The organism is Kitasatospora sp. NPDC005751 (assembly GCF_040630835.1).
GTDB lineage: Bacteria > Actinomycetota > Actinomycetes > Streptomycetales > Streptomycetaceae > Kitasatospora.
This window is the reverse complement of the sequence record NZ_JBEXYC010000101.1, coordinates 1-12,166: the sequence shown is the minus strand read 5'-3', so window position 1 is coordinate 12,166 and position 12,166 is coordinate 1. Positions and strand designations below refer to the sequence as shown.

7 protein-coding genes are annotated in these 12,166 nt (G+C 72.3%); 3 read left to right on the top strand and 4 right to left on the bottom strand.

Annotation, left to right across the window (positions count from 1 at the left end):
• Positions 1–86: 86 nt before the first annotated feature.
• Positions 87–983: a carbon-nitrogen hydrolase family protein gene (locus ABZ497_RS35630; RefSeq protein WP_359811996.1), complete on the bottom strand. Its 897-nt coding sequence runs from the start codon at positions 981–983 to the stop codon at positions 87–89.
• A 5-nt stretch (positions 984–988) separates the two neighbouring features.
• Positions 989–2,614, bottom strand: coding sequence for an APC family permease (locus tag ABZ497_RS35625; RefSeq protein ID WP_359811993.1), 1,626 nt, complete (start codon positions 2,612–2,614; stop codon positions 989–991).
• A 132-nt stretch (positions 2,615–2,746) separates the two neighbouring features.
• On the opposite strand from ABZ497_RS35625, the gene ABZ497_RS35620 reads away from it, so the two are divergent.
• The 3 genes from ABZ497_RS35620 to ABZ497_RS35610 all read left to right on the top strand — a co-directional run bounded on the left by ABZ497_RS35620 (position 2,747) and on the right by ABZ497_RS35610 (position 11,353).
• Positions 2,747–3,355: a TetR/AcrR family transcriptional regulator gene (locus tag ABZ497_RS35620; RefSeq protein WP_359811990.1), complete on the top strand. Its 609-nt coding sequence runs from the start codon at positions 2,747–2,749 to the stop codon at positions 3,353–3,355.
• Between the two features lie 646 nt (positions 3,356–4,001).
• Positions 4,002–10,178: a LamG-like jellyroll fold domain-containing protein gene (locus ABZ497_RS35615; RefSeq protein ID WP_359811987.1), complete on the top strand. Its 6,177-nt coding sequence runs from the start codon at positions 4,002–4,004 to the stop codon at positions 10,176–10,178.
• The gene (locus ABZ497_RS35610; protein ID WP_359811984.1) at positions 10,178–11,353 is read left to right on the top strand and encodes a hypothetical protein; all 1,176 of its coding nucleotides are present in this window, start codon (positions 10,178–10,180) and stop codon (positions 11,351–11,353) included. Before ABZ497_RS35615 ends, ABZ497_RS35610 begins: the two co-directional genes overlap by 1 nt.
• 241 nt (positions 11,354–11,594) lie before the next feature.
• Here the strand turns inward: ABZ497_RS35610 and ABZ497_RS35605 are convergent, their stop codons facing one another.
• Together ABZ497_RS35605 and ABZ497_RS35600 are read right to left on the bottom strand one after the other, a co-directional pair.
• Entirely contained in the window at positions 11,595–11,885 is a 291-nt protein-coding gene (locus ABZ497_RS35605; protein ID WP_359811981.1) for a hypothetical protein, read from the bottom strand.
• On the bottom strand, positions 11,882–12,166 hold a 285-nt coding region (locus ABZ497_RS35600), incomplete at its 5' end, for a hypothetical protein (RefSeq protein ID WP_359811978.1). The genes ABZ497_RS35605 and ABZ497_RS35600, both read right to left, overlap by 4 nt.

The following is a 12,166-nucleotide window of genomic DNA, read 5'->3' as shown; positions in this document are numbered from 1 at the left end:
GGCGTTCCGGGCATCCCCCGGCATTCCCGGCGCACCCCCGGCGTCCCCGCCCGCGCCGGGGAGCCGGACGGCGGAGCGGTGCCGCCCTACGCCTCCGCCTCCGCCTCCGCCTCCCGCAGCCAGTCCGGCGTGCGGAAGCCGCCGCCGCCGTACATGGGGAGCCGGACGGTGTCGCCGTAGCGGGCGAGCTGGGCCCAGGGGCGGTTGAGGCCGGCCGAACCGTGGCGGCGGACGCGGGTGACGGCGTCCAGGTCGAGGACGTCGACCAGGATCTCCTCGCCGGGGCCGGCCTGCTGGCGGACGATGCCCTCCGGGTCCACGACGACGCTGGCGCCGACGCCGGCCGGGTCGGCGGCATTGACGTTGACCACGTACACCTGGTTGGTCCAGGCGTTGGCGCGGGCGCAGACCAGCTCCATCTCCCGGTCGCGGGTGGTGGTGAGGGTGGGCTGGATGACGATCTCCGCGCCCAGCCAGGCGAGTTGGCGGTAGGTCTCGGGGAACGAGCCGTCGTAGCAGACGGCCAGGCCCACCCGGCCGGTACCGGGGATGTCGAAGACGGTGAACTCGTGGCCCGGGGCGGCGCGTTCGTACGGCTGCCAGGGGAAGACCTTGCGGTAGCGGGCCGCGATCTCGCCCTGCGGGGAGACGGCGATGGCGGTGTTGTAGACGAGCCCGTCCGCCGGATCCCGTTCGAAGAGGCTGCCGGGGACGAGCCAGAGGCCGGTCTCCACGGCGAGCGCGCAGATCCGGTCGGTGAGCGGGCCGGGGACGGTGACGGCGGCCCGCTCCATCCAGTCCGCGGGTGCCGGCCGCAGGAGCGGGCCTTCGGCCGCGAGCAGCAGTTCGGGAACGACGACGAGCTGGACGTGCGGGAAGAGCGCCCGCGTCGTGCGGACCTGGTCGGCGAAGCGCTGCCAGCTCGCTTCGAGGTCGTGGGTGACGGGCCTGGTCTGCAGGGCGGCGATGGCGAGCGTGCGCATGGTGTTCAGTCCTCCGTGGAGTCGGATGGGCGGTCGGCGTCGGTGGTAGAGGGGCGGGCGGTGGCAGAGGGGCGGGCGGTGGTAGAGAGACGGCCCGTGGCAGTGGCCGGGGCGGGGACATCGGTGTCGGTGTCGGTGACGGTGAGTCGGGCTACGGCCGTGCGGCCGTCGCGGAAGAAGCGGGGCAACCGGGCGCGCACGACCAGCATGGCGACCACTCCCCCGGCGATGGAGCCGACGCCCAGCAGGAAGACCCCGCCGACGCCGTGGAAGGAGGTGCTGCCGTAACCCGGGTCGAACATGTCGGCGGCGCTGCGGGCGAAGGCCGCGAGCATCAGCAGCCCGCCGAACAGGGGCAGGACGCCTCGCAGCAGCAGGTCCCGCGGTGAGTCGCGGAGTCGGCCGCGGAAGTACCAGACGCAGGCCAGTGCGGTGGTGCCGTAGTAGCAGGCGATGAGCAGGCCGACGCAGAGGATGGCGTCGCCGAGGAAGTGGCTCGACACCAGGGTGAGCAGGACGAGCAGGCCGGCCGCCGTCGCACCGAAGAAGACGGTGCCGAAGCCCGGCGTCAGGTGACGGGGGTGGATGCGGGCGAAGGCGCGCGGCAAGGCGCCGTGAGCCGCCATCGAGAGCGTGCCCCGCGAGGTGCCGACCAGGCAGGTGAGCAGCGCGGAGGCGGCCGAGACGCAGACGGCCAGCTGCATCACCCGGGCGAGCGCGTCACCGAGGACGGGTGGGGCGAGGGTGGCGAGGACGTCGGCGGCGTTGTCGGGGTTGCCGAGCCCGAGGCCGTCGGTGCCGGAGCCCGCGAAGGAGAGTGCGGCGAAGGCGGTGAACAGGTACGTCCCCAGCAGGACGAGGGTGGAGATCACGGCGGCCTGGCCGGGGACCCGGCCGCTGTCCCGGGTCTCCTCGTTGGTGGTGATCAGGGCGTCCCAGCCCCAGTAGATGAACAGGCAGAGCAGCACGGCCTGGGCGAACGGCCCGAAGCCGTCGAAGCCGAGCGGGTCGAGCCAGGCCAGTGACGGGGTGGCGGAGCCGGGCCGGGTGAGGGCGACGGCTCCGAAGCCGAGCAGCGCGATCAACTGGAGCCCGAGCAGCGCGTACTGGACGGCGGCCGCGACGCGCAGGCCGCGGTGGGCGATCGCGGTGAGACCGGCCAGTAGCAGGACGGCGGTCGTGGTGACGGTCGCGCCGTCGTCGGCGAGCGCGTGCAGACCGAGCAGAGCCAGCAGGTAGCCGGCGCTGACCTTGGCGAGGGCGGTCATCGCGATGACGGTGGCAGCCTGAGCGACCCAACCCCCGGCGAGCCAGCCGACGGCCGGCCCGAAGGCGCGGGTGGTCCAGACGAAGGTGGTGCCGCAGTCCGGCATCTCCCGGTTGAGCTCACGGAACGCGAAGGCGGTGAGCAGGATCGGCAGGAAGCCGAGCAGCAGCGCGGCCGGGGCGAGGTCCCCGGCGACGAGCGTCACGAAGCCCAGGGTGACGGCGATGCTGTAGGCCGGGGCGACGGAGGAGAGGCCGAGCGCGATCGAGGCGGCGAGGCCGACCGAGCCGGCCCGCAGGCCCTTTCCGGCGGGGGTGGGTGGTGGGCCCGGTCTGACGTCGGTAGCGCGGGGGTCGGGTGTCACGGCGGGCTCCTGGGGCGGTGGGGGGCACAGGGAGTTGTTAAACGCAGATTTAAGAGATAGCTGCTGTATCAGTCAAGAGCTGAGGAGGTATTGTTAAATCGAGATGCAACAGAACCAATGGAGGGAGAGGGAGTGGCGGCCAAGAAGGGCAGCGGCAAGGAGGCTCGCCGGGCCGAGCTGGGGGCGGCGGTGCAGCGGGCCCTGATGGTGCGGGGCCTGGAAGGACTGCGGCTGCGCGACATCGCGGAGGAGGCCGGGGTCACGCCGGCCGCCGTGCTCTACTACGGCGACCTCGACGGCCTGGTCCACGAGACCTACCAGCAGGCCATCGAGCGTTACAGCCGTGGGCGCGAGGAGGCGGCGGACGGCTTCGCCGACGCCCGCGACAAGCTCAGGGCCTGCATCGACAACGGCGTCGCCACCGGCCCGGACGACGCGCTGACCAGGCTGCTCTTCGAGTACTGGCCACGCTGCCTGCGTGACGCGAAGGCCGCCGCGCTGGACAGCGCTCTGACGGAACGTCAGATCGCCGTCTATTCGGCGATCCTGGTCCTCGGCGAGGCGCAGGGCCACTTCGTCCTCCCGGACCCCCCGCGCCTGCTGGCGGCCAACTTCGTGGCGATGGAGGACGGTTACCAGATGGAGGTACTCGCCGGTCGGCGCACCCGCGCCGAGGTGATCAGCGCACTGAACTCCTACGCCCGCGCCGTCACCGGCCACGACCCGGGCGTTCGGGCCTGAGGGGATCCCGGCGTCGCGCGCGCAGCGCTCGGAGGCCGGCGTTGTCGGTTCCGTCTCGGTCGAGGACTCCGGTGTGCCGGAGCCGGAGGCAGAGTCACGGTGCCGTCGATCGAACCCGCCCGCGCGGGTGCAGCACGGACGGGTTCGATCGTGCCGGTGTGGCGGCCCACGCCTACCGCGGACGTGCTCGCGGCGGACCACCAGCAGCTCCTCTCGGCGCTGACCGAACGCCGCACGGTCGAATGGCTGGTTACGTGCCAGGAGATCGTCCTCGTACTCGGGCTGGAGCTGTGCCCGGCAAGAAGAAGCCGACGGTCGGGGCCATCGCCGCGGATGAGGCGGGGTCGCGGCACGGTCACCCCTTTCGCCCGCCTCTCCGGCTCGCCGACCCGCGCCCGCCTCTCCGGCTCGCCGACCCACGCCGGCCTGGAGGTGGTGGCCGGCCCCGACGACCGGAACGCGATGTTCCGGCCACCAGCCGCAGCGTTCAAGTCGGTTGTGAAGAGAGTAAGTTCAACCGGACCTCGCCGCCGAAGCTCCGATGCCAGACTTGCCGACGCCTCGTCAGGGGTACGCGGCACATTCATCGCCGCTCCGGGACGGGGGACGGGCCGGGGCAGGCGTCCATGCTTGTGGGAGGGGAACAGTGGCACCTCGGGAATCCCTGCTCAAAGTCTACGGAGACCGGTCGTACCGGCACGTGACGATGGCCCGGCACCAGGGCACGACCATCGCGTTCGCGATGGACGCGGCGCGCCGGATCGTCTACTCCGTCCTCGACCTGTCCGGCCAGCAGACCAAGGGGGAGATCGACTCCGCGTACTGGAGCGAGAACCCCGCCGAACTCGCCTTCCCCCGTGAGCTGGCCGAGGTGGGGTACGCCGTCGTCGGGGCGACGGCGATGCCCACGGTCAAGCGGGGCGGAGCCGAGGCGGGCCCCGATGACCGGCCGACGGCCGCTGAGACCGACTCCTTCCTCTCCAGCACCGCGCGGCTGACGGCGGACGCGCCGTTCCACGTGGTCTCCGACGGCACCTACCTGGTGGTGCTGCGGCAGTCGATCGGCGCGACGCACACCGACGCGGTGCACAAGCTGACCGGCGGCGGCTGCTCGGGGGACGCCACCCGCGGCGACTACGTGCTCAGCGGAGCGAAGAAGGTGCCGCTGGTGCGCGACACCCTGCTGGTCGACCGGTTCCTGCTGGTGGACGGCAAGCTCAAGCCGGTCCTGGAGGTGCGCTTCAAGCGCAGCCGGCACGCCACCCGCCCCGAGTCGGCCAAGGACAGCCTGGGCACCGAGGACATGGAGGGCCGCCCCTTCCACGAGCCGACCCAGGAGCTGTCCTTCGTCCGGAACCTGACCCGCGGCCGGTTCGCCGCCGTGCTGGTGCCCACCGCGGTCAGCAACGTGCGGCGCTGGCAGCTGTTCGCCCACAACGACGCCACCGGGCGGGTCGACTGCTTCAACGTCGAGCAGGGCGCCCAGGGCCTGTTCAACACCCTCGGCACCCGCTTCTACACCAGCCCGGATCCGCTCTACCGGGACTCGGTGTTCGAACGCAGCCCGGGCACCTGTCCGTTCACCGGGCGCGAGCTGGTCCCGGTCACGGGCGCCGAGGGGCACGCGGAGACGGCGCTGCGGCTGACCGGTACCGGCCCCTGCGTCGACCTCGGCGACCCGGCGGCGCTGCGCTTCGGCGGCGAGCCCTACTCGGTCGAGGCCTGGATCAAGCCGAACTCCTACGACGGCCCGGTGCTCTGCCGGAAGGGGGAGTACCGGTTGAGCGTGGACCCCACCGGTTCGGTGGTGCTCACCCACACCGGGGCGCCGTCCCCGCTCACCTCCACCGATAACGTCCCCACCGACACCTACACCCACGTCGCCGCCACCTTCGACGGCACCACCGCGAAGCTGTACGTCAACGGCAATCCGGCCGGCAGCGGCGCGCTGCCCTTCACCCCGGCCACCGGCGTGAGCACCCTGGTCGGTAAGGACGGTGCGGGCGACCACTTCGACGGCGACCTCGACGAGCTTCGGGTCTGGAACCGGGTGCGCTCCCAGGCCGAGCTCACCGCGGGCATGGGCCACCGGCTGATCGGCAACGAGCCGGGCCTGGTGGCCTACTACCGCTTCGACGAGGGTGCCGGCACCACCGCCTACGACCAGACGGACAACGCCCTGCACGGGACGCTCAGCGCCGACGCGCAGTGGACCGGCTCGGACGCCCCGGTCGGCGACCACCCCGGGGTGCGGCGCGACAGCTTCACCCTCAAGGGGCGCACGGTCGAGTCCGGCATGTCGGCCGTGCTCTACCACCAGCAGGAGAACGTCGTCGCCGGGTACCGCCCCGATCCCAAGCCCGCCAAGCGGCAGGCCCGGGTGATGCTGGCCTTCGCCGCCAAGGACGGCCAGGACCCGTACACGGCGGCCCTGGACTTCGCCGTCGGCCGCGACGGCCGGCTGGCCCAGGCCCCGGACGTGCTGGACCCGGCGGTGCTCAAGCGGCCGGTGAAGGGCCAGGACTCGGAGCAGATCAGCGCCCTGCAACAGACGATCAAGCGGCTGGAGCCGGAGATCGCCGACCTGCGGTCGAAGATCGCCCAGCTGGCCGGCGTAGCCGGCAAGGCGGCCGACCACCAGGCGGAACACGACCGCCTGCGGCCGGGGTTCGACGAGCTCGAGAGGCGCTACCTGGCCGAGAGGGACCAGGTGACCGCGTACAACTACAACCTGGGGCTCAAGACCGAGCGGGTGGCGCCGAGCGGCTACCGGTGGCGGTGGCTGTTCGCCGCCAGCAATCCGGGCAGCAACGGCGTCGTGGTCTTCACGGAGGACAAGCCGGCCGACCCGCAGTCGAGGGCGGTCTGGCGGCTGGCGGCCGTCGGCCAGAGCCAGGACGGCAGGCCCTGTTACTGGCTGGTCTCCAGCAACACGGGCGGGCAGCGACTGCACGTCGTCGGCGACTCGACGGAGGAGAACGCCAAGCTGGACGCGGCCGCCCACGACCCGGCCAACGCCGCCATGCAGTTCATGCTCCTCACCGACAACAACGACGTCACCGCCACGCGCGAGGTCCGCCTCGTCAACCGGAAGAGCCGGCTTGCGATCGGCTCGCCCTCCGCCGTCCCGTACGCCCTCCTGTGTCAGTCGAGCGAGTGCCTCACCGCGGAATCGGGCCTGTTCCTCCTGGTCAACCTCGGCCTGACGTCGGGGCTGGACAAGCAGTACGGCCCGGCCAAGGCGGCGATGGACGAGCTGCGCAGGAAGCTCCAGGAGGCGATCACCGCCCAGCAGCGCACCGCCGAACTGCAGCTCAGGCTCACTGCCCGACAGGTCGAACTGCAAGCCGCTCAGAGCCGGCTGGCCGCACTGTCGACCGCCCTGCAGGGCGATGACGACCTGACGCTGGCCATGCCGCTGATCGCGGTGGACGCCACCGGCCTGAGCGTGTCCGGCAGCCTGCTCGAATTCGCCCGGGGCACCGACCGGCCGACGCTGTTGGACAGCGGCACCGGCAACCTCGTGCTGTACTTCCGCGGGGTCAACGAGCAGTTCTTCGCCGTGTACTACGACACCGCCGTCATCCGGGGCGCCCGGACGCTGGCCGGGGACGGCGGCACGCTCGCCTTCCTCGCCCGCGACCCGGCCGTCGCCCTGGACCCATGCACCATCCAGGTCAGCGACGGTGACGCGCCCGGCCGCTGCGACCTGACCGTCACCGTCGGGACGGACACCGAGACCTGGAGGTCCCTGCCGCGCAAGGCCGAGCTGATGGCGGCCGCGTTGGCCGGGAACCCCGGCCGGCCGGTGACGCTGGGCACGGTCGCACGGATGACGGGCAGCACGGTGGAGTTCACCGCCGCCACCACCGTCGCCGTCCCGTCCAGGGCCCACCTGCTCATCGGCGGCACCAACCACGCCGCGTCCGCCGACGCCCCGATCGGCGCCAAGACCCTCACCCTCACCTCGGCGAGCACCGCGATCAAGCCCGGTGACAAGGTCAGCCTCGTCGCCTACGACTGGAGCCGGGCCCGGTCCAGCCGGCCCGGGGTCCTGCTGTCCGCCGGGTCCCGCTTGATCGGACTGACCACGGGCGGGGTCGACTCCGTGCCCAACGGCACGGCCAAGGCGTCCGTCACCGGCCGCGGCTGCCGCTGGCGCGCCGAGATGCCCGGCCGCGCCTTCCTGTTCGACGGCAAGGAGCAGTACCTGACGCTCCCCGCCGCGAAGCACCAGGCCGTCACCCCGGGCGGGGACCTGAGCCTGGAGGCGTGGGTCCACCCCGAGACCGGACAGGGCCGGCTCGTCCACGGCAAGACGGACGGGGCGTCCTACTCGCTGGCGCTCGGTGCCGCCGGTCTCCCCGTGTGGCAGTTCCTCGGCAACTCCAAGGTCGAGCTGACCGCCTCGCTCGACCTGTCGAACCGCGACTTCACCGTCGAGCTGTGGGCCAAGCGGGACAATGCCCGCAGCGTCCGGGAGCCACTGCTGACCCACGGCCTCCCGGGGGGCGGCCGGGACCGGACGCTGCACCTGCACTTCGAGCCGGACAACACCTTCGGTTTCGCGCTGTTCGACGACGACCTGACCACCACTCAGGCGTACTCCGACCTGGAGTGGCACCACTGGGCCGCGGTGTACAGGAACGCCACCCGGGAGCAGATCCTCTACCGGGACGGCGTCGAGGTCGCCCGGCGCACCGCCACCGGAGCCTATGCCGGCAACGGCCCGCTGGTCCTGGGCCACCAGCAGTTCACCGGTGCCCACCTCTACGGCCAGATCGACGAGGTCCGCGTCTTCGGGCGGGTCCGCACCCCGGAGGAGATCACCGCCCAGCGCTACCAGCGGCTGTCCGGACTGGAGCCCGGCCTGCTGGGCCACTGGAACTTCGAGGGCTCCAACGACACGGCCTCCCCGATCAAGGGCTACCAGGTGGTCGCGCGGGTCGGCGGCCAGGTGGTGCGTTCGGCCGAGCGCTTCCCGTGCAACGAGTGGGGGCACGTCGCCGCGACCTTCACCCAGTCCTGGGCGGTGCGCCTGGACGGCGGCGAGGGCCTGTCGGTGGCCTCGCAGGACTCGCTGAACATCCTGGAGGACCTCACCATCGAGGCGTTCGTCCAGGTCGAACAGCTGGGCAAGCCCATGGTCCTGGTCGCCAAGGGAGCGGCGATCGACGGCGGCCGTGACGGAGTCCCGTACCAGCTGGGCATCCGGGCCGACGGCCGGGTGGAGTTCGCCTTCGCCGACGCCGACGGCAAGGCCAACCGGTACACCACCGGCCAGGCCGTCAAGCCCGGCACCTTCCACCGCCTCACCGTGGTGCGCGAGCGCCTCAGCCCCGAGGTCCGCACCACCGCGACGCTGACCGAGAGCAGCCCGCCGGTGCAGCAGATCCGCCTCTACTTCGACGGCGTGTCGGCCGGCACCACCCTGTACAGCGGCCCCGGTCCGCAGTCCAACACCAGCCCGCTGGAGATGGGCCGGGGACTGCGCGGCGTCCTGTGCGAGGTGCGGCTGTGGAACACCGCGCGCACCGCCCCGCAGCTCGGACTGCCGGTCGGACCGCGCGACAAGGGCCTGCTGGCCTGCTGGCCCTTCAACGAGAACACCGGCAACGTCACCCACGACGTCGGCGGCTCCTTCCCGGCGAAGCTGCGCGGCGCCCGCTGGACCCGCGACCCCGACCCCAGGGCCAGCGCCCTGCGCCTCTACCGCAACGGCGAGGCGCTGTCCGAGGGCCCGGTGACCGCCCAGGACAGCGACGCCTGGGGCGATGCCCAGCTCACCCTGGGCGGTCGCCTGGTGGGCGGCAAGCCCAGCGAACTGCTGACCGGCACCCTGGAGGAGGTGCGGATCTGGCGCACCGTCCGCACCCGGGAGCAGATCTCCGACAACCTGTTCACCCGCCTGCGCGGCGACAAGCAGGACCTGCTCGGCTACTGGCCGTTCGACCGGGACTCCACCGCCGCCGGCGCCGCCTCGGTGCGCGACGAAGGCCTGCGCGGCAACGACCTGGACTTCTCCCCGAAGCGGCCGCGCGTCCTGCTCTCCACCGCACCCATCTCCGCCGACACCGCGCAGGTCCGCTCGGCCCTCGCCGACGTGCGCACCCCCTTCCACAGCACCGTCGCCGGCTCCCCCGGCGCCACCGAGTACGCCGACCTCCAGTACGACGCCCGGGGCCAGGCGCTCGGCGTGCTCAAGCGCTGCTACGGCTTCGTCCGCGACGGCCGCTGGCACCTGATCACCGGCTACAAGGTGGGCGACCTGGTCACCGAATGGGTCGGCCAGGCCCAGTTCGACCCGCAGCTCATGGGCTACGTCGAGGGCGCCCCGCCGGTGCCGTCGGAGAACCTCACCGACAAGTCCGACGGCTACGCCGCCGCCTCCTCGGTGGAGTTCGGCGAGGCCGAGCAGGTGGTGCAGGCCCTGTCCTCCAGCCGGACCCGGAGCGTCGACACCGCCTTCAACTTCTCCTTCGGCGGCGAGACCGACGCCGGCACCATGACCGTCACCGCGCCCCTCGGCGTCGGCACCGCGACCCCCGCGGCCAACTTCCAGCTGAAGCTCGCCGCGACGGGCAGCCTCGAGTACTCCAACACCTGGAGCGAGGACACCAGGATCAGCCAGGGCAGGAACACCGCCCGAAAGACGAAGCTCGCGCTGAGCGGCTACGTCGAGGACCCCGCCAAGGTGCTCAACCCCGCCGTCGGCCGCCGCTACGTGCCCGCCAACACCGGCATGGCGCTGGTCCAGTCGCAGACCGCCGACATCTTCGCGCTGCGCCTGGCCACACCGGCGCCCTGGTCGCCTACCGGATGATGCCCAACCCCGACATCCCGCCGGACTGGAATGTCATCCACTTCCCGATCAACCCCCGCTACACCAAGCAGGGCACCCTGGACGGCACGGTCGGCTTCAACGACAACGGCAAGGTCCTCGACCCCGACTACCCGACGGCCAAGGACTACGGCGAGTACAGCTACTTCAAGCCGCGGGACGCCTACGCGCTCAAGCGCCGCGTCACCCGCGACCAGCAGCGGCTGCAGGCCTACTACGAGTCGATCTCCACCGAGGTCGGCCACCACACGAGCGACGACCAGGCCAAGGAACAGGCCAAGACGGCCCTTCGCTCGATGGGCGTGTCCGTCGGCCCGGACGGCCGCCGCACCACCGCCGGCAGCAAGACCGCCACCGGCTTCTCGCACCGGGACCTGGTCAACACCTACGTGTGGACGGCCCAGGGCGGCTTCTTCGCCGAGACCACCGAGGCCACCGACGCCGTCAGCGAGACGACCTCCGGCTCCTACACCTACAGCAGCAAATTCGGCGGCTCCTTCGACTTCAGCTTCGGCGTCCTCGGCATCGGCTTCACCGCCCACCTGGACGCCTCCAGGGGCGGCGGCTTCAGCGTCACCCGGGCCAGGAGCAGGGACACCTCCCGCAGCTTCGGCCTCGACGTCCAGTGCGCGCCGTCCGGGGACCTCCAGCGCCGGGACAAGGACGGCAAGCCCGTCTACGACGCGGCCGGAAAGCCCGTCCTGGTGCCGGGCAAGGTGGACGCCTACCGCTTCCTCAGCTTCTACCTCGGCGAGAACAGCGCCAACTTCGACGACTTCTACCACAAGGTCGTCGACCCGGTCTGGCTGTCGAACAGCGACGCGCCCGACGCCGCGGCCCTGCGGCAGACCCGCCAGAACTCCGCCAAGCCCCCGTGCTGGCGCGTCCTGCACCGGGTCACCTACGTCAGCCGGGTGCTCGCACCCGTCCCGCCGCCCACCGCGCCGCCGCTGGAGAGGGCGATGCGCGCCGAGAACATCGACAGCAACTACGAGCTGATCAAGCGCCTCGAACCCCACGTCCGCCCCGCCGCCACCAGCAGCGCCGGCCTGGCCGCCGCCACCCGCGAAGCCCTCGCCACCCAGCTGCCCGAACTCGTCCCCCACGCGCCCGAGATCATCGACTACCTCACCCGCTACTTCGGAGTAGAGAACTGACACCCGCCCGGCCCTCCGGCAACACCGGAGGGCCGGGCACCCTCCCTGGCGCAGGGCGAGGTGACCGACCGGCGTCGGCCTCCTCGGACCGCACCGGACACCGCCGATCTGGGGACCTGGGGACCTGGGGACCCGGCTGGTCAGCGTCGCCCTCACCCGGCCTTCGCCTGGCCCGCCAGCCGGCCGCAGAACGGCGCCGCCCCTGGAAACGTTCCGCGGCCTGTCGTCCTGTCCGCTCCGGTCAGGGGCCCGCGAAGTGGGCGTGGTGCAAAATGCGGACGGCCTGCTGGGTGGCCGGGTCGCCGAGATAGTAGCCCTCGTCCCCCGCGACCCAGCCGTCTCCGCCGTCCAGGCCCCCTCGACCCAGCCGACCGGGCGTCGAGGGCCTCGCTTCGGTCGCTGTGCAGGAGGGGCCGGCCGAGGCGGCCGAGCAGCGGTTCGGCCCGGCCGCATCGGCCAGGTGCAGCACCGCGATCCAGCCGTCCCGGCCCCACGGACGGTCGTCGAGCGGCGCGGCCCAGCCGACCCTCACCCCCCTTGGTGGTGGAGCTGGTGAACGCCGGCAGCTTCCGGCGCGGACCAGGACGACGTGGTCCAGCCCTCACCAGAGGTGCCCGCCAGGGCGCCTGTGCGGTCCGGGGGCCCGAAGCGGCGCACCGGGTCGGAGGTGGCGCGCAGCACGGCGTCGGGCTGCAGGCCGGTGTCGTCCGGGTGCACGTCGGCCCGGCGGGCGCCCACCCGGGCCACCCGGCGCGCGGCGGGGTTGAACCAGATCCGAAGAGCCTGCGGTAGGGAAACAGAGTCACAGCTATT

Coding starts and splice junctions, on each gene's coding strand:
- ABZ497_RS35630 (WP_359811996.1), bottom strand. CDS start 983: ATGCGCACGCTCGCCATCGCCGCCCTGCAGACCAGGCCCGTCACCCAC.
- ABZ497_RS35610 (WP_359811984.1), top strand. CDS start 10,178: ATGCCCAACCCCGACATCCCGCCGGACTGGAATGTCATCCACTTCCCG.